Origin of the sequence: Streptomyces sp. WM6372, from assembly GCF_001279655.1 — a bacterium.
GTDB lineage: Bacteria > Actinomycetota > Actinomycetes > Streptomycetales > Streptomycetaceae > Streptomyces.
On record NZ_LGDB01000138.1, the window covers coordinates 104,143 to 127,283 of the forward strand.

General features: G+C 71.9%; 19 protein-coding genes. 13 read left to right on the forward strand and 6 right to left on the reverse strand.

Annotation, left to right across the window (positions count from 1 at the left end; all coding sequences use genetic code 11):
* Positions 1–6: 6 nt before the first annotated feature.
* The 4 genes from ADK52_RS12215 to ADK52_RS12230 all read left to right on the forward strand — a co-directional run bounded on the left by ADK52_RS12215 (position 7) and on the right by ADK52_RS12230 (position 5,085).
* Entirely contained in the window at positions 7–894 is an 888-nt protein-coding gene (locus tag ADK52_RS12215) for a DMT family transporter (protein WP_053689790.1), read from the forward strand.
* A 262-nt stretch (positions 895–1,156) separates the two neighbouring features.
* On the forward strand, positions 1,157–3,241 hold the full coding sequence (locus ADK52_RS12220) for an RICIN domain-containing protein (protein ID WP_234343670.1): 2,085 nt from the start codon (positions 1,157–1,159) through the stop codon (positions 3,239–3,241).
* Positions 3,242–3,378: 137 nt separating this feature from the next.
* Positions 3,379–4,032 (forward strand): hypothetical protein, encoded by a 654-nt coding sequence (locus ADK52_RS39255; RefSeq protein WP_063783820.1) that lies wholly within the window; start codon positions 3,379–3,381, stop codon positions 4,030–4,032.
* A 168-nt stretch (positions 4,033–4,200) separates the two neighbouring features.
* Entirely contained in the window at positions 4,201–5,085 is an 885-nt protein-coding gene (locus tag ADK52_RS12230) for a pirin family protein (RefSeq protein ID WP_053689791.1), read from the forward strand.
* A gap of 97 nt (positions 5,086–5,182) precedes the next feature.
* Here ADK52_RS12230 and ADK52_RS44430 read toward each other — a convergent pair whose 3' ends face one another.
* Together ADK52_RS44430 and ADK52_RS12240 are read right to left on the reverse strand one after the other, a co-directional pair.
* Positions 5,183–6,958, reverse strand: coding sequence for an Ig-like domain-containing protein (locus ADK52_RS44430; protein WP_078988264.1), 1,776 nt, complete (start codon positions 6,956–6,958; stop codon positions 5,183–5,185).
* A 201-nt stretch (positions 6,959–7,159) separates the two neighbouring features.
* The gene (locus ADK52_RS12240; protein WP_053689793.1) at positions 7,160–8,239 is read right to left on the reverse strand and encodes a hypothetical protein; all 1,080 of its coding nucleotides are present in this window, start codon (positions 8,237–8,239) and stop codon (positions 7,160–7,162) included.
* Between the two features lie 457 nt (positions 8,240–8,696).
* Between ADK52_RS12240 and ADK52_RS12245 the strand changes: the two genes are divergently transcribed.
* Positions 8,697–9,056: a DUF6204 family protein gene (locus ADK52_RS12245; protein WP_053689794.1), complete on the forward strand. Its 360-nt coding sequence runs from the start codon at positions 8,697–8,699 to the stop codon at positions 9,054–9,056.
* A 4-nt stretch (positions 9,057–9,060) separates the two neighbouring features.
* Here the strand turns inward: ADK52_RS12245 and ADK52_RS12250 are convergent, their stop codons facing one another.
* The 3 genes from ADK52_RS12250 to ADK52_RS12260 form a co-directional block, all read right to left on the reverse strand.
* Complete coding sequence (locus ADK52_RS12250) at positions 9,061–9,882, reverse strand: lipase family protein (RefSeq protein ID WP_234343672.1); 822 nt, start codon at positions 9,880–9,882, stop codon at positions 9,061–9,063.
* A gap of 114 nt (positions 9,883–9,996) precedes the next feature.
* Positions 9,997–10,284: a hypothetical protein gene (locus tag ADK52_RS12255; protein ID WP_053689795.1), complete on the reverse strand. Its 288-nt coding sequence runs from the start codon at positions 10,282–10,284 to the stop codon at positions 9,997–9,999.
* A 133-nt stretch (positions 10,285–10,417) separates the two neighbouring features.
* Entirely contained in the window at positions 10,418–11,926 is a 1,509-nt protein-coding gene (locus ADK52_RS12260; RefSeq protein ID WP_053689796.1) for an MFS transporter, read from the reverse strand.
* A 137-nt stretch (positions 11,927–12,063) separates the two neighbouring features.
* Here ADK52_RS12260 and ADK52_RS12265 point away from each other — a divergent pair, with 137 nt between their 5' ends.
* Positions 12,064–12,504, forward strand: coding sequence for a MarR family winged helix-turn-helix transcriptional regulator (locus tag ADK52_RS12265; RefSeq protein ID WP_053689797.1), 441 nt, complete (start codon positions 12,064–12,066; stop codon positions 12,502–12,504).
* Between the two features lie 19 nt (positions 12,505–12,523).
* On the opposite strand, the gene ADK52_RS12270 is transcribed toward ADK52_RS12265, so the two are convergent.
* Positions 12,524–13,366: a DeoR/GlpR family DNA-binding transcription regulator gene (locus tag ADK52_RS12270; RefSeq protein ID WP_053689798.1), complete on the reverse strand. Its 843-nt coding sequence runs from the start codon at positions 13,364–13,366 to the stop codon at positions 12,524–12,526.
* A gap of 496 nt (positions 13,367–13,862) precedes the next feature.
* On the opposite strand from ADK52_RS12270, the gene ADK52_RS12275 reads away from it, so the two are divergent.
* From ADK52_RS12275 to ADK52_RS12305, 7 genes are all read left to right on the forward strand, one after another.
* Positions 13,863–15,389, forward strand: coding sequence for an NPCBM/NEW2 domain-containing protein (locus ADK52_RS12275; protein WP_078988276.1), 1,527 nt, complete (start codon positions 13,863–13,865; stop codon positions 15,387–15,389).
* A 546-nt stretch (positions 15,390–15,935) separates the two neighbouring features.
* Positions 15,936–17,369 carry a glycoside hydrolase family 16 protein gene (locus ADK52_RS12280; protein WP_053689799.1) on the forward strand — a complete coding sequence of 478 codons (1,434 nt, stop codon included), beginning with the start codon at positions 15,936–15,938 and terminating at the stop codon, positions 17,367–17,369.
* A 23-nt stretch (positions 17,370–17,392) separates the two neighbouring features.
* Positions 17,393–18,643 carry a glycoside hydrolase family 64 protein gene (locus ADK52_RS12285; RefSeq protein WP_053689800.1) on the forward strand — a complete coding sequence of 417 codons (1,251 nt, stop codon included), beginning with the start codon at positions 17,393–17,395 and terminating at the stop codon, positions 18,641–18,643.
* A 101-nt stretch (positions 18,644–18,744) separates the two neighbouring features.
* Positions 18,745–19,788, forward strand: coding sequence for a LacI family DNA-binding transcriptional regulator (locus tag ADK52_RS12290; RefSeq protein WP_053689801.1), 1,044 nt, complete (start codon positions 18,745–18,747; stop codon positions 19,786–19,788).
* A 236-nt stretch (positions 19,789–20,024) separates the two neighbouring features.
* Positions 20,025–21,329 carry an extracellular solute-binding protein gene (locus tag ADK52_RS12295; RefSeq protein WP_053689802.1) on the forward strand — a complete coding sequence of 435 codons (1,305 nt, stop codon included), beginning with the start codon at positions 20,025–20,027 and terminating at the stop codon, positions 21,327–21,329.
* Positions 21,316–22,293, forward strand: a complete 978-nt coding sequence (locus tag ADK52_RS12300; RefSeq protein WP_078988265.1) for a carbohydrate ABC transporter permease — start codon at positions 21,316–21,318, stop codon at positions 22,291–22,293. Before ADK52_RS12295 ends, ADK52_RS12300 begins: the two co-directional genes overlap by 14 nt.
* On the forward strand, positions 22,290–23,123 hold the full coding sequence (locus tag ADK52_RS12305; RefSeq protein WP_078988266.1) for a carbohydrate ABC transporter permease: 834 nt from the start codon (positions 22,290–22,292) through the stop codon (positions 23,121–23,123). Before ADK52_RS12300 ends, ADK52_RS12305 begins: the two co-directional genes overlap by 4 nt.
* Positions 23,124–23,141 lie beyond the last annotated feature (18 nt).

Genomic DNA, 23,141 nt, shown 5'->3' on the forward strand with positions numbered 1-23,141 from the left:
TCTTCCATGGAAGCCATATTCCGGTGGTCGCTGGTCACGGCGGTCGCACCGATCGCATGGGGTACGAACTACTACGTCACCCGGGAGTTCCTGCCCGCCGGCCAGCCCTTGTACGGCGCGGCCCTGCGGGCACTGCCCGCGGGCCTGCTGCTCCTCGCCGTCCGCCGGAAGGCGCCCCGCGCGTCCTGGTGGTGGAAGTCCCTCCTGCTCGGTTTCCTCAACATGAGCGCGTTCTTCGCGCTGATCTACGTCGCCGCGCAGCGACTGCCGACCAGCGCGGCCTCGACCGTCATGGCGATCGCGCCGCTGGTGATGATGGTCTTCGCCTGGGCGCTGATCTCGGAGCCGCCGGGGCCGCGCCAGCTGGCCGGCGCCGGACTCGGCGTGGCCGGGGTGTCCCTGATGCTGCTCACCGGGGCCGTGCCGGTGGACGCCGTCGGCGTACTGGCCTCCGTCGCCGCGATGGCGATGTCCTCGTTCGGCTACGTCCTGGCCAAGCGGTGGAGCGCCGAGGTGGACGTCCTCGCGTCGACGGCGTGGCAGCTCCTGGGCGGCGGACTCCTCCTGCTGCCGTTCGCCGTCGCAGTGGAGGGATCACCCCCGGCTCTCGACGCTCGCGAGCTGCTCGGCTTCGCCTATGTCACGGTCGTCGCGACGGCGGTGGCCTTCGCCGCGTGGTTCGCGGGGCTGCGCCGGCTGCCGGCCGCGACGGTCGGCCTGCTCGGACTGCTGAACCCGGTCACGGGCGTGCTGTTGGGCACGGCGATCGCCGGGGAAACACTCAACCTTCGACAGTTCTGCGGACTCCTGCTGACCCTGACGGGCATCCTGCTCGGGCGGAGGGGAGGATTCCTCACCGCTCGTGACGGGAGGAATTCGGCAGGTAGTAATTAGGTGAATCCCTGACTGAATTACCGTCAATAAGGATTCAGCTCATATCTCGATTTGATAACGAGATCCTTAAAATGGCCTGGACCATTAACGGCCTACGCGCGTAACTGGCCCATTTTTCAAGCAACTTGACTGTTCATCAAATCTGGCCAGCAGGTAACAGTCTGATATCTCGGGCCCCATTCCCGTTTGTCCGAATTCTCCACCGCGCCGGTCTGGCAGGCTTCCGCGCACCCACTCCTCCGACCAAGGATTTGAGGTGCGCATGACTAGACATCGCAGGAAGCAGCGCGAACACCGGCGCAAACCGCGCCGGTTGATACTCCTCGGCGCCGCCATGGCCACGGCGGCGCTGATAGCGGGCGGCATCGCCTATTCAGGGCTCGGCGACGACGCCCAGGCAGGGACGCCCGCACTGGCCGACGCGGCCGCGGACTCCCTCACACCGGCCGCCGCACCGGCCCGTGACGCGGAGCCGGCGCCCATCGTGGGCGAGCCCGCCAACGAGACCGCCAAGGGCATGGTCTTCGACGGCCTCAAGGCCGCACCGAAGGGCGACCGTTGCGTCGGCGTCTACCGCACGGAGGCCGGGCTCTGCACGCACGGCCCCGACGCCCCGCCCAAGGACGTGGACATCAAGGCCGACGTGGCCCCCGTCGTCAAGACGAAGGCCCCGGCCGCCGACCCGGCGAAGCCCGAGGCCGGCGAAGCGGCCGCGGCGGCCGAAGGCAGCGGGCGTCCTCAGGACGCGCCCGCCGCCGACGCCCAGTCCGCCAAGTCCGCCCCCGCCGCGGCGCCCTCGCCCGCCGCGGCCGGCGGCAGCAGCCAGGCCGTCGCCGCCGGTCCCGCCGGCCAGACCGTCCAGTGCGACGGCGACGGCAGCACCGGCAACCGCGTCCAGGTCGTGTACGTCCACGGCTCCGACCGCGACCGGTACTCCGAGTACCTCGCCTCGTTCCGCAAGTGGGCGGCCGACGCCGACCTCATCTACTCGACGAGCGCCCAGGAGACCGGCGGCATCCGCCACATCCGCTTCGTCACGGCCGCGGACTGCACGCCGACGGTGCTCAACATCGAGCTCCCGGCCTCCTCGCTCTCCGAGTTCAGCGCGACCAACAACGCGCTCGCCGGCAAGGGCCTGGACCGCCGCGACCGCAAGTACATGATCTTCGCGGACACGCAGGTCTACTGCGGCATCGGCACCTTCGCGGGCGACGAGCGGCCCGGTCAGGACAACCAGAGCAACTTCGGCCCCTCGTACGGCCGTACGGACTCCGGTTGCTGGGGCGGCCACACCGCGGCGCACGAACTCGGCCACAACCTCGGCGCGGTGAACAACAGCGCCCCCAACACCAGCCGCGGCGCCCACTGCACGGACGAGTGGGACGTCATGTGCTACTCGGACACCCCGTACTACCCGCAGATGCGCAACGTGTGCACCAACCAGGCGGCCGAGAACATCCTGGACTGCAACCACGACGACTACTTCCACACCAACCCCAAGGCGGGCAGCTACCTCGCCACGCACTGGAACATCGCGAACAACCAGTTCCTGATGCGGGCCAACGGCGGTGGCGGCGGCACGAACCCCGACCCGAACCCCAAGCCCACGCCGAGCCCCACGAACAAGCCGACCCCGACGCCGACCAAGAAGCCCACGGGCGGCCCGAAGGCGACGGCGGGCCAGATCCAGGCCAACTCGGTCGTGGTGAGCTGGCCCAAGGTGGACGGCGCCGCGTGGTACCAGGTCCTCCTGAACGGCAAGCACCTGACCTGGGTCCAGTCCCAGGCCCTGCGCATCTACAACCTCCAGCCCGGTACGGAGTACAAGGTCGCGATCTCGGTCCGCGACACCTCCGGCCGTGACAGCGGAGCCGGCCCGACCACGACCTTCCGTACGACGGGTGCGGGCGGCGGCACCACCACCCCCGGTGCCCGCTACACCCTCGGCAACGGCAGCACCGGCATGGCCGCCGAGCTGTGGGGCGGCCGCAGCGCCGACGGCACGGTGCTCGTCGGCGGCCGTTCCAACGGCTACGCCCAGCAGCAGTGGCTCTTCGAGGACGCGGGCGGCGGACTCGTCCGCATCAAGTCCGCCGTCTCCGGCAAGTGCCTGCAGACGGGCGGCGCCCCGGCCGCCGGCATGTGGATCGCGCAGCAGCCCTGCGGCGGCAACTCCGCGCAGCAGTGGAAGCTGTCGTCCCGCGGCGGCGGTGTGACCGTCACCGACGCCGGCGGCGGCTACGCCCTGACCGTGAGCGGCCGCCCGTACTACGGCGCCTGGCTGCTCGACCTCCAGCGCGCGGACGGCCGCGCGACCCAGGTGTGGACGGTCCAGAAGGTCGGCTGACCCTCCGGAACCGATCCCGCCTCCCGCCGGTGGACGGCCGCCCCGCGCGGCCGTCCACCGGCCCCCTCATCTCCCGCACCGCGGCTCATCCCCGCAGCGCAGCACCTCGCATCCCACCGCACCAGGAGCACCCAACGATGCGTACACGTCCCGCTTTCCCGGTCCGCAGCGGACTCGGCTTCCTGTTCCTGTTCCTCGCCCAGGCCCTGGCCGTGGCCGTACCCACCGCGGCCCACGCCCACGGCGACACCGTCAAGGTCGTGGTCACCGGGCAGCGGGAAGGCCATGTCACCACCGAGATCACCTGGGAGAACGACGGGGACGCCATCGAGGAGGCGGTCGCCGCCACGGTGAACTCGACCAGCCCCGACGGCTCCCGCACGATGGGGCCCTGGCGCCTGGTCCGCGACGCAGGGACGCGCACCGGCTGGAGCACGGCCGAGGTGCTGCCGCCCGGCACCTGGAAGGTGAGCGTGGACGTGGGGTTCCCGTCCCTCGGGCACGGCGAGAAGGAGATCGCCGTCCCGGTGGTCGACCCGGCGCCGTCCGCGGCGACCCCGAGCGCGGCCGCGCCCTCCGCCTCCGCCTCGGCCGCGCCCTCCGCCTCGGCCGCCCCCTCCGGCCCGTCCGCCGCGCCGGTGTCCTCCGCGTCGGCGGCCCCGGCGCCGGATCCGGCCGATGAGGGCGAGGACCGTACCGTGTGGTGGACCACCGCGGGGGTGGCCGTGATCGCCCTGGCCGGCGCCGCCGCCGGCATACTGCTGCGCCGCGCGCGGGCCCGCAGGCGCTGACGTCGCGGGCGGCGCGGAGGTTCGGGCGGCGCGGGCGGCACGGGCTGCGCGGAGTGACGGACGGCGCGGGCGGCGTGGGGAGGGACGGTGGCCGAAGCCGGCGGTACGACCTGACAGCCGAACGCGACCGCGTTGACAGTGGAATTCGCCGTACCGTTCATTCGGCGCATGCACCTCACCACCACCGCCGCCGTACGCTCCACCCTCCGCGTCGTCCGCCCTTTCCACACCTTCGAGGGCGAGGGCTTCCCCGTACGCCGCCCCTTCCCGCAGCCGGAACTCCCGCTGGTCGACCCGTTCCTGATGGTCGACCAGGTCGGGCCGCACGTGCTCGGGCCGGGCGAGGCCAAGGGCGCTCCGCCGCACCCGCACCGCGGATTCGAGACGATCCAGTACGTCATCGAAGGCGCGATGGAGGACATCGACTCCGCGGGGCACAGGCGGGTCATGCACCCCGGTGAGGTGCAGTGGCTCACGGCCGGGTCCGGGCTCGTCCACCTCGCCCGCCCCACCCCCGAACTGCTCGCCGACGGCGGCCCGCAGCACCTGCTCCAGATCTGGGTGAACCTGCCGGCCCGGCTCAAGGCGACGCCGCCGCGGGTCCAGTACGGCGGCGCCCCCGGCGACATCCCCCGGGTGGTCACCGAGGACGGCGGCGCCGAGCTCACGGTGATCTCAGGCAGCACCCACGGTGTGCGGGGGCCGTTCGAGACCCACACTCCGGTGCTCGTCGTGCACGCCCGCCTCGCGGCCGGCGGCCGCGCCGGGTTCACCGTGCCGACCGGGCACAACGCCATGCTGTACGTGCTGTCCGGGACGGCCGCCACCCCCGATGCCCTGCTCCCCGACGGCCACCTGGCCATCCTCGGCCGGGACGCGGAGCGGTTCACGGTCGAGGCCCCCGGCGAGGCGGCCGAGGTGCTGGTGCTGGCCGGCGAGCCGCTCGGCGAGCCCGTGGCCCGCACCGGTCCGTTCGTCATGAACACCGCCGCCGAGATCCGCCAGGCGCAGATGGACTACCAGCACGGTCTGATGGGGCACCTCGACGTCTGAGACCACTTACGTCTGAGACCACGTTCGTCTGAGACCACGTACAGCAGGGCCGCCCCGCCCGGGACGACCCTGCTACGGCCGACGGCCGACAGTCACCTCACGGCTGTCGGCACTGGCCCGAGCGCGGGCCCTGCACCGTGTTGCCGGTCTGCTGCGGGGCCGGTGCGTTGGCATCGCAGTGCAGCGGGCCGACGACCGTGGTGGCCGAGACCTCGACCCCTCCGGTGTTGGCGTTCAGACTCACCGGGCCCCGTACGGTATTGCCCGCGCAGCCCGCGGTGGCGTCGTTCGCCCCGATCAGCACCGATCCGCTGGTCCGGCCGACGGTGACCGGGCCGGTGAGCTCCGATCGGCAGATCGCGACGGCGAGCGCGCCGTCGCTGGAGACGGGGCCGGTGATCTCGGCTCCCGTCACGGACAGCGCACCGCCGGAGCGGACCGTCACCGGGCCGCTCTGGCTGCCGCCCGGCGCGATGCAGACCGACTCGCCGCCGGCCACGGTCAGCGGGCCGCGATGGGCGCTCGTGATGCACGGGCGGCTGAAACCGACGGTGACCGCGGTGGCTTCCGCCGTGGCGCTCGCCGCGTTCACCGGGTCGCCGCTGTAGGTGGCGGTCACCGGGTGCGCGCCGGGGCGCAGCCCGCCGGTCCGGAACTCGGCGCGGCCACCGGTCAGCGGTACCGTCGCCAGCTGCCTCGTCCCGTCGGAGAACGTGACCGTGCCGCCCGGGGTTCCCGCGGCGGGGTTCGCCGAGCCGACGGCCGCGGTGAGCGTGACCGCGCGGCCGAACAGCGGGGTGGCCGTGTCCGCGGTGAGCGAGAGCGTCGTCCCGTACCGGAAGGAGACGACCGCCTTGCCGTCACCGCGGTTCACGCCCCGCAGGAGGGAGACGTCGGTCGCGGAGGGCGCCGCGAAGCTGCTGCCTCCGCCGCCGCCCGCGCCGTACAGGTTGCCGGGGTTCCCGCCGCCGGAGCCGCCCGCGCCGCCGAAGTAGCCGCCGCCACCCCCGCCGCCGCCGTTCCCGCCGCGGCCGCCGTTGCCGCCCGGGCCGCCGCTGCCGGGGTTGGGCAGCCCGGTGTTGGGGTCGATGTCGCCGCCGGGGGTGCCCGGACCGCCCTGGGCGGAGTTGGGGCTGCCGGCGCCGTGGGCGCGCTGCGTACCGCCGCCGCCGGCGACCCCGGATCCCTCGGGGCCGCCGCCCTGGCCGCCGTCTTCCGCGTCGGGGCCGCCGCCGTTGCCGCCGTGCAGCAGGGGGCCGCCGTTGCCGGCGCCCCCGCCGCCGCCCGCGACCAGGATGCGGTCGGCCGGGCCGAAGGCGCCGACGCGTACGTCGGAACCTCCGCCGCCGGATCCGCCGCCGCCGTGCGCGCCGCCGCCGCCGGCGCCGTGGCCGGTGCCGCCGGGGCGGGCGTACTCGCCGTGCCGGGAGGTGCCGGAGCTGCCGGCCGCGCCCAGGGTGATCTGGAGGCTCTGCCCGGCGCTCACGGCGAGGGTGGCGCGGGTCTCGCCGCCGAGGCCGCCGGGGGATCCGTCGTTCGGCGGGTTCGGCAGGACGAAACCGGCCGCGCTGCCGCCCTCCGCGCCGAACAGGTCGACGCGGATCGCGCCGACCCCCTGCGGCACGGTGAAGGTGTCCGTACCGGTGTCGGCGTACGTACAGGTGGGCGGCGAGGCGGTGAAGACCCCACCGGAGCCGCAGGGCGAGGGCGCGGGCGCGGCCGCCGGGTCCGCTGCGGCGAAGGGGACGAGGACGGCGGCGAGCAGGCCGGTCGCGCCGAGCACGATCGCCGTCTTCGATGTCGATATGCGCGTACGAGGTGTGGCGCGCGGGGTGGAGCGATGGGTGGAGCTAGGGGTCGAACGGCGGTTCATGGAAGGGATGCTGCCTCTCCGGGCCCGTTGGGGGCGACCGAGCTGGGATGGTGTGACCGGCGGGCGGGGGGACACGGTGCGTGCTCCACCCGCCCGCCGGTCAAGGTCGTGTGCCTTTGGCCGTTGCTGTTGGCCATGGGCCGTTGGCCGTAGCCGCTGCCGCTGCCGGCGCCTGGACGTGTTGCAGGGTCAGGCGACCGGTCAGACGCCGTCGTCGGCGCAGAGGGCCCACACGTCGGAGGACGTGCCCGGCGAGCTCGTGCCCCCGGTGTGGGTGGAGGCCGTCCAGGAGGACGCGGTGGTCGTCCCGTCGCTGACCGGGGTTCCGCCGGAGTCGCTGGGGTAGCTGCCGTTGAGGTGGTCGCCGACCGAGCCCGGGCCGGTGAAGTCGGTGGTCGTCACGTTGCCGCCGCTGATGGCGGCGCCCCCGCTGACCAGCTTTCCGTCGTTGCCGCCGCAGCCCACCGTGACCGTCTGGCCGGCGGTCGCCGAGGTCGGACCGCTCACCTCGCCGAAGCGCACCTTCACCGTGGTGCCGCTGATGTTGATGTTGTTGCCGCTGCAGATGGCGTAGGCGTACGTGGTGTTGTTGCTGTTGCCTCCGCCGCCGTTCCAGCCGACCGCCGCCCAGGAGTCGGGGTTGGTCTCTCCGTCGGCGGCCGCCTTCTGGCCGAAGTCGTGCCCGGCGTTGTTGAACGTGGGGAAACTCGCGATCGGCTTGAGGCTGCCGACGCTCGCCGGGGTGATCCGCGCACCGCCGCCGAGCAGGCGGGTGTTGGCCGGGCAGGTCGCGACGACCAGGCCCACCGTTCCGCTGGTGGTGGGTCCGGCGATCTTGTTCATGACCACCTGGGTGTGGTTGATCAGGTTGCTCGTGAAGCACATCGCGTACGGGGTGGTGGAGAAGGAGGCGTTGACCGCTCCGCCGCTGCCGCCGATGCCGAGCCAGTGCGTCACGTCGGTGCCGACGACGCCGGTCGTGCCGAGGTACTCGGTACTGCCGTCGGGGCTCGGCGAGGTGCCGTTGATCTTGTTGCCGTTGGACGTCGTGCCGGTGCCGATGGCCTGGTTGATCCCGCCTCCGGAGATCAGGCCGCTGCCGCAGTCCGCGTGGGTGGAGATCTCGGAGAAGGTCGACCCGGGCCCGGCGGTGGCCCCGGGGGTCTTCACGGTGACGCTCACGGTGTTCGCGTAGGCGGTGCCCGGCACGGCCAGGGCCAGTGCGGCGCCCACGACCAGTGCCTTGGCTGCGGCATGGCGCCGCAGAAGTCCCGTGTTCACTTGTGTTCTCCCCATCTGATAGGCGATGAAGGCGGCATGGCTCGGCATCCGGCGGCTGAGAACCGGAGTTCACGCAGGTGCTGGGCGCACGACGGCCGCGCCCCGGGGTACGGGGGCGCCAAAGCCGTCGGTGCGGAAGTGCCACGGCATCACAACTGCTGTCTGCCTGGCGGATGTACGCCGCTCAGGGGCAGATCAGGGCGTGCGGATCGGCCATATCGCCACCCCCATCTCGGAGTCGCGCATGCGGACTCTAACAGGGTCTTGACCCGGCATCTACTAGGTGATTCGCTCGATGAACTAGCAGATGCGGAATGATGAAATGCGGGCCTGAGCGGGCTCTCGATGTGACTTTCCAGTAGCTCCGGGGGCCGGTGCGGAACGGCGGCCCCCACCCGGCCGGCCGCCCGCGGAAATCCCGGTGCGCCGGCCGGCCCCGGCTGCCTAGGCTGGCGGGATGAGTACTCGTACCTTCCGGATCACCGTTCGCGGCTCCTTCGACGGCCTCACCGCCGAGCAGCACGCGGAGCTGCTCGCCGCCGCCCCGGAGCACGACGTCATGAGCTCGGCGTACACCGCCGAGGGCCACCTCGCGTACGACGTGGCCGTCGGCCCGTTCTTCACCTTCCGCTTCCTCGACTCCGGCGAGGCCGAGGAGGACATCCTCGACGCGACCGCCCGCGCCGAGCTCGCCGCCGAGAGCTGGCTCACCGAGCGCGGCTACGGTTTCAAGCGCCTCACGTCCCGGGCGCAGGACCTCTCGCTGGCCCCGCTGAGCAAGCGCCAGCGCCAGGCGGCCGCCCGCGGCGGCGCCTGAGGGATCAGGGAACGTTCTTCTCCAGGGCGCCGATGTAGCGCTGCATCGAGTGGTCCTTCACCCCGTCGCTCGCGGGGGCGAACAGATCGGCGGTCATCCCCCTGGCCCGGTCGCCCAGCGCCTGCAGCATCGGCATCGACTCGCGGAGCCGGCCGTCCGCGTCGATGTAGCGCAGGGTGTCGACGTGGTGGAAGGCCGGCTCCGGCGGGAGCTGCGGCACGATGTCGTTGTTGTTGACGAAGCGGTGCATGCGCTTGCTGAACGCGGTGTTGTACGCCTTCGCGAGCATCCGGTCGCAGGTACGGGGCTGGCCGTACGTGTAGACGCCGTCGGCGCGCAGCCTCGGGTCTTCGAGGTGGAGGCGGGCTCCGGTGAGCATGGCCAGCGCGCCGCCGAGGCTGTGGCCGCAGAGGAAGACGGTCTGTCCGCGGTCGCGCAGCTCGGCGACCCCCTTCGCGACCTCGGGGAAGACGGACTGCAGGGCCTGGGCGAAGCCGTAGTGGACGTACCCCGTCGTGGCCGGGCCCGGCCACGGCGGTGTGGTGGCGTCGGAGAGCCAGTCATTCAGCTGGGCGGGCTCGGTGCCGCGGAACGCGACGACGACCATCCGGTCGGACGCCATCGTGAAGGCCTGGGTGTCTTCGAGCGGGAACGGCGGCGTGAACCGGGTCCGGTGGTGGCGTACCCGGTCGAAGCCCCAGGCGCGGGCTTCGGCCTCGACAGCGGCCTCGTCCTGGTAGGCCAGCGCGGCCGTCCGCGCCATCCAGTACGCGAGCTGCGGGCTGTAGTCACGGGCTTGGTGATCGAACGTCGTCGGAGCCGGCACCGTTCTCCCCTTCGGGCAGCGGCCGACGGCCCTGCGCCGATCAGCCGGGACTCCGTCGTACCGCCTGCGCCCGGACCCCGCCGCCCGACGCGCACGGCCTTCACCCGGACGGCTCTAAGCGGTCTTGGGGAAGCCGTAGTTGTGGACGGGGAAGACCTCAGGGCTGCCGCCCGTGCTCTGCCAGCCCTGGGCCTCCACGACGGGCATCAGCTTCTCCGTGAACACGTTCATGTGCCGCTCGCTCTCCCAGAGGTCGTAGATGTCCAGACCCTCGGCGCTCGCGACGCAGACGTGGGAGATGCAGCCGTCGAAGATCCCGGGGATCGACCGGAGCTCCACGTGGAGGGCGTCGTACTGGTCCGCCGTGATGCCCGGGACGGTGGCGTGCATCAGGATCGCCATGGCAGGTCACTCCTCGCGTGCGGGGGCCAGGCCCCCCTCGCCGCCCGGCGGCGGCCCCTGCCCACGGGGACAGGACAGCACGCAAACGAGGGGACGGCATCCGCGAGCGGCGCCGTCCCCTCGAAGGGCCAGGTCAGACGGTCTCGGCCGGCTCCGGCTCGGCCACCTTCGCGGGGGCCGCGGCGGGCGTGCCCGCCTCGACGGTGCGCGGTCCGTGCGCTCCGCGCAGGCCGATCCAGCTGATCACCGCGACCAGGGCGAAGGCCACGGCCCCGATCCAGAAGGTGAGGGTGAACCCGGATTCGGCGGGCAGGGCCGGGACGCCGGCGGGCAGGTGCTCGATGGTCTTCGACGCCAGGATCGTGGTGACGATGGCGCTGCCGATCGCGCTGCCGGTGGACCGGGAGATCGAGTTGATGCCGTTGGCGATGCCGCTCTGGTGGTGCGGGACGCTCGCCATGATGACGGCGGGCATGGCCGCGTAGCCGAAGCTGACGGCCGCGCCGACGACCAGGCCGGCGCCGATCACCGAGAAGGTGTGGCCGTGGTCGAGGGCGAGCCAGCCGAAGCCGACGGCGCCGAGCCCGGCGGCGAGGCCGAGGGCCACGCGCGGGCCGCGGTGGCGGACCAGCTGGCCGCCGATCGGCGAGGCGAGCAGGGAGACGATCGCGCCGGGCAGCAGGAACTGTACGGAGGCGCGCAGGATGGAGGCGTCGAAGCCGTAGCCGGTGAGCTTCTCCGGCATCTGGACGAGGTAGGAGACGCCGAGGAAGTTCGCGAACATGCCGAAGCCGACGAGGATGCCGGCCAGGTTGGCCATGAGCACCGGGCGGTGGACGAACATCCGCATGTCCACGAGCGGCTCGCTGACCTTGAGCTCGGTGAAGACCCAGACGGCGGTCATGACGACGGCGCCGGCGAAGCTGCCCAGCGTACGGCCGGAGGTCCAGCCCCACTCGTGGCCCTGCGAGATGGGCAGCAGGAGCAGCAGGAGCGTGATGCCGAGGGTCAGCGCGCCGAGGAAGTCGGTACGGCCGCCGGTCTTGTGCCGGGTCGCGGGGACCAGGAAGGCGACGGCGAGCAGGGCGAGCGTCGCGAAGCCGGTCGCCATCCAGAACGCGTTGCGGTAGTCGGCGTCGGAGCCGGAGGTGAGCAGGCCGGTGGCGACGAGCGCGAGGCCGCTGCCGAAGGCGAGGGTGCCGCTGACCAGGGCCATCGCGCCGGGCAGCTTCTGCGGACGGACTTCCTCGCGCAGCACCGAGAGGGCGAGCGGGAAGATCGCGGTGGCGGCGCCCTGCAGCACGCGGCCCAGGATCAGCAGCGGGAGCGAGGTCGCGACGGCGGCGATGACGGAGCCGACGACCATGACGCCGAGGACGGCCACCAGCGTGGGCTTCTTGCCGTGCTGGTCGCCGAAGCGGCCGAGCAGCGGGGTGAAGACGGCGGCGGACAGCAGGGTGGCGGTGGTCACCCAGCTCACGTTGGCGGTCGAGGTGCCCAGGTCGGTGCGGATGAGGCCCAGGATCGGAACCGGCAGGGTCTGCATCATCGACACGACCATGGCGGCAAGGCTCAGGGCGAAGACGATGATCGTCTCGTTCCTGTTCTTGGCCTCGGCGGGAGTGGGGGCGGCGGTGCTCATGGCTGGCAGGACCTTCTTAGTGCTTCAGATCGCAGATGTTTGATGTCATCAAGTAACTCCGTAGACGGTAGACGTCGATAGTTAAGGTGGTCAAGTAAACAATTGACAATGTCAACCACCTGAGTACGCTCGACGCTATGAGCGCCACCACCCCTCCCGCCCCCACCAAGCTCGAGCTCCTTGAGCTGCTCGCCGCCATCGGAACCGCCCAGTGGCGCGATTTCGCGGCCGCGGCGGCCCACTACGGCCTCACCTCCACCCAGGCCCGGGTCCTCGCCCAGCTCAACGGCCCGCTCCCGATGCGCGGCCTGGCCACCCTCCTGGTGTGTGACGCATCGAACGTCACCGGGATCGTGGACCGACTGGAGGCCCGCGAGCTGGTGCGCCGCGAGGCCGACCCCGCCGACCGCCGCGTGAAGAACGTCGTGGCGACGGACGCCGGGCGCGAGATCATCCGGCGCGTGCGCGAGGAGATGCAGGCGACGCACGGCGCGCTGGACACCCTCGACGCGACCGAGAGCGCGACGCTCTACGCCCTGCTGGAGCGGCTGCGCCCGACCATGGAGAAGGACGCGTGAGCGCGTAGGAACGCCTTGCTCACCACGGGCACTCCCGCGCGGGATCGGTGGGACCGGTGGGACCGGCGGCCAGCAGCACCTCGCCGACCCGCTCCGCGACCGCGGCGGCCTCCGCCGCGGGAAGGGAGTCGGTGACCAGTACGTCGACCTCCTCCAGGGCGGCGAAGGTGGTGAGCCCCACGGTCGACCACTTGGTGCGGTCGGCGAGGAGCGCGGTGCGCCGCGCCGAGCGCAGGAACGCCCGGTTGGTCTCCGCCTCGGCGAGGTTCGGCGTGGTCAGTCCGGTGGCGGCGCCCAGGCCGTGGCAGCCGAGGAACAGCAGGTCGACGTGGAGGGACCGGATGGCCTGGTCGGCGATGGGCCCGACGAGCGCGTCGGAGGGGGTGCGGACGCCGCCGGTGAGGATGACCGTCAGGGTGGCGCCGGCGCCGCCGGTCCGGCGGGCTGCCTCGAAGACCTCGGCGGTGCGCACCGAGTTGGTGACCACCGTGAGACCGGTGACCTCCGTGAGCTCGCGGGCCAGTGTGTGGGTGGTGGTCCCGGCGGACAGGGCGATGGCCGATCCCGGCGCGACGAGGGCGGCGGCCGCCTTGGCGATGGCCCGCTTCGCCGCCGTCTCCCATTCCGACTTGGCCTCGAACCCGGGCTCGTGGCTGCTCGCCTCGTCGCCGAGCACGGCGCCGCCGTGCACCTTGCGCAACAGGCCCTCGCGGGCGAGCACGTCCAGGTCGCGGCGGACGGTCATGTCGGAGACGTTCAGGGAGCGGGTCAGCTCGTTGACCCGTACCCCGCCGCGGCGGCGGACCTCGTCGAGGATGCGGGCGCGGCGCTGATGGGCCAGCAGGCTTCCGGGATCGGCCATGCGGCGGTTCCTCTCCTGGGGCACCGGCGTCCCCGGCCAACCGAAGCATCCTGACGGATCGAACAGAAGTCAACAGACCTCAACCAAGCCGCAGTTGGGGACGGCACCGGGTCTGTGGCCGCCGATGCGGGCGGCGGCGAGCGGCGGGCTGGCGCAGTCCACTCTCTTGACATGTCCCTGCGGTCGCAGTGTGATGTGGGCCTTCCCGTTGGAGTCCGTTCGTTCCTGAGGACTTCTGCGGGAACCGACGTACCCGGACGTACGCGTCAGGGCGCATTTCCGCACACTCTCTCCCGGAATTCCGGGCCCCACTGCACCCCAGGAGCCGTCTGTGCACTCGTTACGAAGCGCCGTCGCCCGCCGTCTGACGGCGGTCCTCACGGCACTGCCGTTGCTGGCCCCGGCGGCGGGGGCCGCCGCACTGGCCGGTACCGCGGTCATCGCGGGCGCCGCGCCGGCCGCCGCCGTCGCCGACGGCCAGGCCCTGACCCCGCCGATGGGGTTCAACAACTGGAACTCCACCCACTGCCGGGCCGAGTTCAACGAGGCGATGGTCAAGGGCATCGCCGACCTCTTCGTCGCCAAGGGCCTGAAGGCCGCCGGCTACCAGTACGTCAACCTCGACGACTGCTGGGCCCTGCCGAACCGCGACGCCTCGGGCAACCTGGTGGCCGACCCCGTCCGCTTCCCCGGCGGGATCAAGGCCCTCGCGGACTACGTGCACGCCAAGGGCCTGAAGTTCGGCATCTACACCAGCGCCGGCACCAAGACCTGTGACACCGCGGGCTTCCCCGGCGGTCTCGGCCACGAGCAGCAGGACGCCGACCTCTTCGCCTCCTTCGGCATCGACTACCTCAAGTACGACAACTGCAACAACTGGGGCGTGGACGCGAAGAAGCGGTACACGGACATGGGGGCCGCCCTGAAGAGGACCGGCCGTCCCATCGTCTTCTCGATCTGCGAGTGGGGCCAGAACCAGCCGTGGACCTGGGCTTCGAGCGTCGGCCATCTGTGGCGCACCACCGGGGACATCGGCGACAGCTGGTCCTCGATGATCGGGATCGCCCACCAGAACCAGCCGCTCGCGCCGTACGCGGGACCCGGCCAGTGGAACGACCCGGACATGCTGGAGGTCGGCAACGGCGGGATGACCGCCACCGAGTACCGCACCCACTTCACCCTCTGGTCGATGATGTCGGCGCCGCTGCTGATCGGCAGCGACCTGCGCAAGGCGACGCCCGAGACCTTCGACATCCTCTCCAACCCCGATGTCATCGCCCTGGACCAGGACGCCCTCGGCAAGCAGGGCACGGTGGTCTCCAATTCCGGCGGCCTGGTGGTGATGGCCAAGGAACTCGCGAACGGTGACCGCGCGCTCTCGCTGACCAACGAGACCGGTTCCACCGCCACGATCTCCGCCCGGACGGACGCCCTGGGTATCGGCAACCGCGCCCCGTACGCCCTCAAGGAGCTGTGGACGAAGGCCACCTCGACCAACACCAGCGGCACCATCAGCGCCTCCGTCGCCCCGCACGCCACCGTCGTCTACCGGATCACCCCGGGGCCGGCGCCGCTTCCGCCGGCCGGCACCTCCCACCTGTCGGACCTGTCCTGGACGGGCGTGAGCAGCGGCTGGGGCCCGGCGGAGAAGGACCTCAGCAACGGGGAGCAGGCGGCCGGGGACGGCAGGACGCTGACCGTGGGCGGCGTCACCTACGCCAAGGGCCTGGGCGTCCACGCGGCCAGCACCCTGACCTACCACCTCGGGGGCAAGTGCACCGCCCTGACGGTCGACGTCGGCGTCGACGACGAGAGCTGGCGCACCGGCGCGGTCGCCTTCCAGATCTACCGGGACACCACCAAGGTCGCCGACAGCGGGGTCGTCACCACGGCGGACGCGGCCCGCAAACTCACCGCCGATCTGACCGGCGGCCAGACACTGCGGCTCGTCGTCACCGACGGCGGGAACGGCATCGACTACGACCACGCGGACTGGGCCGCGCCCCGGCTCACCTGCAACTGACCCTGCGGGCCGTCGGTTTGGCGGCCCGCCGGCTCACCGATCCGCCGCTCCGCCGATCCGCCGCTCCTCCGATCCACCGATCCACCGATCCACCGACCCGGCTCGATGAGGGAGCACTCGTACAGGTCCATGCTCCGGTATCGCCGCGGGCGCCGAGAACCAGGCCGACCTGGTGGCGCGCGTGGGCTCCTCGGGGGTCCAGACGATCGAGCTCGGTACGGACAACACCCCGGCGGGCGCGCAGGCCAAGGTCGAGGCCACCGTGACGGCCGGCCCGCCGTCAGGCCGCCGCCCTCGGCGACTGCCTGACGGCGGGCCGGGGAGCGGGCGGTGGGACTCCCCGCCTGACGGGCAGAGTTCACCGATTGAAGGGCGGGCCGCGCGCATGTGCGGCCCGCCCTTCAACCAGTGAACCCCCGATGCCGGTATGCCCGTTGACGGTTCCACGTCTTGACGCCCGTGGGCGCCGGGAGCACAGTGGCCAGCGGCGCCGCTTGAGAGCGCTCTCAAACAGCGGACCGCCTCCCCCCAAGAGAGGGCACACCCATGCGTCTCCCCACCCGTAGAAAGCGGCCGTCCGTCCGGCGGGCCGTCATCGCCGCGTTCGGCACGATGGCCGTGGCCGCGGCGGCCGCCGCCGTGGTCACGGTGCCCGCGGGCGCCGTCGCTCCCCCCACCCCCGCGGGCTGGTCCCAGGTGTTCCTGGACGATTTCAACGGGGCCGCGGGCTCCGGTGTCAACACCGCCGACTGGCAGTACACCACCGGCACGAGCTACCCCGGCGGCCCCGCCAACTTCGGTACGGGCGAGGTCGAGACGATGACCGCGAGCACGGCGAACGTCTCCCTCGACGGCGCCGGGAACCTGCGGATCACCCCGCGCCGGGACGCCGCCGGCAACTGGACCTCCGGCCGCATCGAGACCCGGCGCTCCGACTTCCAGCCCCCGGCGGGCGGCAAGCTGCGCACCGAGGCCCGGATCCAGATGCCGAACGTCACGGGTGCGGCGGCGAAGGGCTACTGGCCCGCCTTCTGGATGCTCGGCGCGCCCTACCGCGGCAACTGGTGGAACTGGCCCGGCATCGGCGAGATCGACATCATGGAGAACGTCCAGGGCATCAACAACGAGTGGGCCACGGTGCACTGCGGTACGAGCCCCGGCGGCCCCTGCAACGAGACCTCCGGCATCGGCGGCCAGCGCGTCTGCACCGGCACCACCTGCCAGGGCGGGTTCCACACGTACGCGGTGGAGTGGGACCGGTCCACCGCCGTGGAGGAGATGCGCTTCTACCTGGACGGGGTCAACTTCCACACGGTGCGCGCGAACCAGGTGGACGCCACCACCTGGACCAACGCCACGAACCACGGCTACTTCATCATCCTGAACGTCGCCATGGGCGGCGGCTTCCCGGACGCCTTCGGCGGCGGACCCGACGCGGGCACCCAGCCCGGCTACCCGATGGTCGTCGACTACGTGTCCGTACTCCGCTCGACGGGCGGCACGACCCCGCCGACCACGCCTCCCACCACGCCCCCGACGACTCCCCCGACCACTCCGCCGTCCGGCAACCGCGACGCGTACGGCACCATCGAGGCCGAGTCGTACGACGGTCAGGGCGGGCTGGGCACGGAGACCACCACCGACACCGGCGGCGGCCGGAACCTGAGCGCGATCGCCAACGGAGACTGGGCCCTGTACAAGGGCGTCGACTTCGGCTCCAGCGCCGCACGGCAGTTCCTCGGGCGCGTCGCGAGCGGGGCGGCCGGCGGGGTCAGCGGACTCGTCGAGGTCCGGCTGGACAGCCGTACCGGCCCACCGATCGGCAGCTTCTCGGTGGCGAACACCGGCGGCTGGCAGAGCTGGAGGACCGTCCCGGCCAACATCAGCGGCGTCACCGGCACGCACGACGTGTACCTGACCTTCACCAGCGGCCAGGGAGCCGACTACGTGAACGTCAACTGGTTCGGCTTCGGCCACTGACCGGCAGAACCCAGGAGACGCCGATGAACACGAACGCGCGCAGAACGCTCCCGCCGACCTCGGTGGCCCTGCCGACCGCGGTGGCCCTGCTTGCCGCGCTGCTCACCCTGGTGGCGGCGGCCCTGCTCTGGGCTCCGGCCCGGGCCGTCGCCGGCCCCGCACAGGGCGGGCCGGGCAGCTTCCCGATCACCTTCCAGAACAACACCCGCGGCACCTACACCGACGCCCAGGTCTTCGTCACCGTCCTCGGCCAGGTGACCCCGGGCCAGTGGTCGTACATGAAGCCCGACGGCTCCATGGCCCACATCAACCACCTCGACGCCACCGCGCCCGGCCACCTGGTCAAGAACGGCGTCAACTACCCCAACATGTCCTTCACGCTGGCCCAGGTGGGCGGCACGGTGCCCTCACCGGCATCGATCCGCGGGGGCCGGATATACGTCTCCCTCGGCTCCCCCGTGTACTTCCCGGTCTCCCCCGACGACCAGGGCTGGGGCGGCCCCGACCTGCGCAATCCCCGTGACCCGAACACCGACGTGTACTACGACTGGTACGAGTACACGTACGTGCAGGGCCAGGTCGCCTTCGGCGGGAACACCACCCAGGTCGACCAGTTCGGCTTCCCGATGACCTCGCGGCTGCGCCAGACCTCCAGCGGCTACGACACCACCCGGGGCATCAGCCGGACCCGCGCCGAGGTCATGCAGCAGTACGCGGCCTCCGTCGGGGCCGCCTTCAAGCCACTGCAGAACGGCTACCGGATCGTGGCCCCGCGCTCCTCGGAGCTGTTCCTCGCGGGCGGCGCGCAGCAGAACCACCTCACCGCCGCCATCGACCAGGCCTGGGCCTTCTACACCGCCCACCCGTTCACCCTGACCCGGCACGGCGAGACCTTCTCGGGTCGGGTCTCCGGCACCACGCTGACCTTCACCAAGAACGGCGCGGGCCCCTTCGCCCTCCGCAAACCCACCTCGCCGGACGTCATGGCCTGCGCCGGGGCGCTGGCCTCCGGCAACGACACCGAGAAGCAGCTGGGCGCGGAGTTCTGCGCCGCGTTCAACCGGGGCGTCGCCCTCGACACCACCGCCTGGTACACGCCGTCCGCGTACTACCGCGGGGCGGCGAAGAACGACTACGCCGCCTTCTTCCACACCGTAGCCCTGAACGGGCGGGCCTACGGTTTCCCCTACGACGACGTCAACGACCAGTCCTCCGTCCAGATCCTCGGCAACGCGGAGCCGCCGACCGGGCTGACCCTCGGCATCGGCTGGTAACCGCCGCCCGTACCGCCGGGAGCGCTCTCAGCCTCCCGGCGGTACGGGTTACCCTGCTGTCCGTCCCGCCAACGGCCCCCGGACCCGCAGGAGGAGCGCCCGTGCCCGAACAGCTTCCCGGTCACCGCCCCACGCTGGAGGCCGTGGCGGAGCGCGCCGGGGTGTCCCGCGCGACCGCGTCCCGCGTCGTCAACGGCGGGGAGGGCGTCCGCACGCATCTGGTGGAGAAGGTCCGCGAGGCCGTACGGGAGCTCGGGTACGTGCCGAATCCGGCGGCCCGCACCCTGGTCACACGGCGCACCGGGGCCGTCGCCGTGATCATCGCCGAGCCGGAGATCCGGATATTCTCCGACCCGTTCTTCTCCCGCCAGATCCGCGGCATCAGCAAGGAACTGACCGCGCACGACACACAGTTGGTGCTGCTGCTGGTGGAGGACCGGGGGGACTACGACCGCATCGAGCGCTACCTGGCCGGCGGCCACGTCGACGGGGCGCTCGCCTTCTCGCTGCACACCGACGACCCGCTGCCCGCGATCACCCGCCGCGTCGGCATGCCCACGGTGTACGGCGGCCGGCCGGGCTGGACCGCCGGGTCCGGGGAGCACGGCGGTGTCGCGTACGTGGACGCGGACAACCGCGGGGGCGCCCGCGAGGCCGTACGGCACCTGCTGGACCAGGGCCGGCGGCGGATCGCGCACATCGCCGGTCCGCTGGACCAGACCTCGGCGGTGGACCGGCTCGACGGTTACCGGGACGTCCTGCTCGACGCCGATCCCGCGCTGATCGCGGAGGGGGACTTCACCACGGCGGGCGGGGCCGAGGCGATGGCCGCACTGCTGGAGCGCTGCCCGGACCTCGACGCCGTGTTCGCGGCGAACGACCTGATGGCGACGGGCGCCCTGCGGGTGCTGCGGGAGCGCGGACTGGCCGTCCCCGGGGACGTGGCGCTGGTCGGCTTCGACGATGCCGAGCTGGTGGCGGAGACCGCCGATCCGCCGCTGACGACCGTGCGCCAGGACATCGAGGGCATGGGGCGCCTGATGGCGCAGCTGCTGCTGCGCACCCTGAACCAGGCCCGGGACGACCGCGCCGTGCCCGCCTCGGTGGTCACCCCGACGGCCTTGGTCCGCCGTGATTCCGCCTGAAGCGCGCAGGCAGTCGGAGCGAACCGCGGGAACGGCAGGGACGGCAGGGACGGCAGGGACGGCGTGAACTCGCCGTGCGGTGCGGGTGATTGTGGACGAAAGCACTCCGTTGCGCGTACGACTCTTGACGGGGCCCGGGCTGCGGGTGCACGCTCCAGTCGCGTTCTGAGAGCGCTCTCAGAACCGGCGCACCCGCACCCCCGCACCCTGCCCGTCCAGGCCAAGGAGGCCGCCCCATGTCGATCCCCCGAACCGTCCAGAGAACCGCGGTCCGCCTCGGCGCCGTCGCGCTCACCGGAGTGGTCCTGGCAGCCTGCGGATCCGGTTCGGAAGGCGGCTCCTCCGACGCCGCGGGGGGCGACATCACGCTCACCGTCGACCTGTTCGGCTCGTTCGGCTACCAGGAGGCCGGGCTCTACACCGAGTACGAGCGGCTCCACCCCGGCGTCAAGATCAAGCAGACCGACACCGAGGACGAGCAGGACTACTGGAAGTCCCTCCAGACTCGCCTCGCGGGCGGCGGCGGCCTGGCCGACGTCCAGGGCATCGAGGTCGGCCGCATCGCCTCGGTCACCCAGCAGCAGGCGGGCAAGTTCGTGGACCTGAACCAGTACGGGGCCGGGGCGCTGAAGGAGGAGTTCGCCCCCGCCAAGTGGTCCGCCGCGACGACCAAGGACGGCAAGGTACTGGGCCTGGGCACGGACGTCGGCCCCGAGGCCATGTGCTACCGCAGCGACCTGTTCCGGGCCGCCGGCCTGCCCACCGACCGTACCGAACTCGCGGCGCGGTGGGCGACGTGGGACGGATACCTCGAACTCGGCCGCCAGTACAAGGAGAAGGCGCCCGCGGGCAGCGCCTGGATCGACAGCGTGGGCAGCCTGAACGCGATCATGGTCGGGCAGGAGAAGGAGCGCTACTACGACGCCTCGGGCGCGGTGATCTACGAGAAGAGCCCCGCCGTGAAGACCGCCTGGGACGCCTCGGTCAAGGCCGCGGGCGAGGGGCTCAGCGCCAAGCTGGACCAGTGGTCGCCGCCGTGGAACCAGGCCTTCGCCTCGGGCTCCTTCGCCACCCTGCCCTGTCCCGCCTGGATGCTCGGTTACATCAAGGGACAGGCCGGGGACGCGGGCAAGGGCAAGTGGGACGTCGCGAAACTGCCCGGGGGCGCGGGCAACTGGGGCGGTTCGTACCTGGCGGTCCCGACCGCGGCCGCCCACAAGAAGGAGGCGTACGAGCTGATCAAGTGGCTCACCGCGCCCGAGCAGCAGACCAAGGTCTTCCGCGGGCAGGGCAACTTCCCGTCCGCCACCAAGTCGATCGGCCAGATAGCCGACGCCACGGACCCGTACTTCTCGGACGCGCCGATCGGCAAGATCTTCGGCGACGCCGCCGAGCAGGCGCCCGTCCAGGTGCTCGGCCTGCACGACAAGGACATCGCCGACCAGATCAACAACGCGCTCAGCGAGGTGGAGCGCAAGGGCACGGCTCCCGAGACGGCCTGGTCGAACGCGAAGAAGGCCGTCAAGAATGCCCTCGGCTGAGCCACTGGCACCGCCGACGGCGCCGGCGGCCCTCACCGCCCCGATGCCGGCCGCACCGCCGCCGCGGCGGCGCGGCCGGCCGGCCCCGCTGTCGCCGTACGCCTTCCTCGCCCCGTTCTTCACCCTGTTCGCCGCGTTCGGGATCTTCCCGCTGCTCTACACGGCCTACGTCTCCCTCTACCGCGCCGAACTCCAGACCCCCGGCGAGCTGGAGTGGCGCGGGCTCGGCAACTACACGGCGCTGTTCACCGACCCGTTCTTCTGGACGGCGCTGCGCAACACGTTCACCATCGGCGTGCTGTCCACCGTGCCCCAGCTGCTGATGGCGCTGGTCCTGGCCCACCTGCTCAACTACCGGCTCCGGGCCCGTACGTTCTTCCGCACCGCGCTGCTGCTGCCGTACGCGACCTCGGTCGCCGCCGCCTCACTGATCTTCGCGCAGCTCTTCGGGCACGATTTCGGTCTCGTCAACCGGCTGTTGGACCTGATGGGCATCCACCCGGTCGACTGGCAGAACGGTACGGCGGCCTCCCAGATCGCCGTCTCGTCCATCGTCGTCTGGCGCTGGACCGGCTACAACGCGCTGATCTACCTGGCCGGCATGCAGACGATCCCGGCCGAGCTGTACGAGGCGGCCGAGGTCGACGGGGCCTCCCGCCTGCGGCAGTTCCTCCACGTGACCCTGCCCGGACTGCGCCCCACGATCGTCTTCACCTCGATCGTCTCGACGATCGGCGCCACCCAGCTGTTCGGCGAGCCGCTCCTGTTCGAGGGATCGGTGTCCGGCGGCATCTCGCACCAGTACCAGACCCTCGGGCTCTACATGTACGAGCAGGGCTGGGGCTTCTTCCACCTGGGCCGGGCGGCGGCCATCGCCTGGGTGATGTTCCTGCTGATCGTGGTGCTGGTCGGGGCCAACGCCTGGGCCGCGCGCCGCCGTTCCCGGAAGGAGGCCGGCCGATGAGCGCGAGCGTCTCCGCCCGGCGCGGCGGCAGGCTCACGTACGCCGTCCTGATCTGCGCGGTGCTGGTCTCGGCCTTCCCGCTGTACTGGACGCTCGTCGCAGCGAGCCGCTCCAATGCCGAACTGGCGCGCCCCGTACCGGCCTTGCTGCCCGGTCCGCGGCTGATGGACAACCTCCGGGCCGTCCTGGACGAGGCGGCGATCGGCAAGGCACTGCTCAACTCGCTCATCGTCTCGGGGGCGATCACCGTCGGCACGGTGCTGTGCTCCACGCTGGCCGGGTTCGCCTTCGCCAAGCTGCGCTTCCGCGGCCGCGGGGCGCTGCTCGGCGCCGTCGTCGCCTCGATGATGATCCCCCCGCAGCTCGGAGTGATCCCGCTCTTCATGCTGATCGTCAAGCTGCACTGGGTGAACCAGCTCCAGGCCGTCATCCTGCCCGGGCTCGTCTCGGCCTTCGGGGTGTTCTTCATGCGGCAGTTCCTGGTGCAGTCGCTGCCGGACGAGCTGATCGAGGCGGCCCGGGTGGACGGGGCCTCGCACGCCCGGATCTTCTGGTCGATCGTCGTGCCGGTCGCCCGTCCGGCCATGGCCGTCCTGGGCCTGCTGACCTTCATGACCGCCTGGAACGACTTCTTCTGGCCGATCGTCGCGCTCTCCTCGCAGGAGCCGACCGTCCAGGTCGCGCTGCGCCAGCTGGGCGGCGGCTACGTCCACGACCAGTCCGTGATCATGGCGGGCACCCTGCTCGGCACCCTGCCCGTGCTGCTGGTCTTCGGACTGCTCGGCCGCCAGATCGTCGGCGGGATCATGCAGGGCGCGGTCAAGGGCTGACCGACGCGGCAGCCCTCC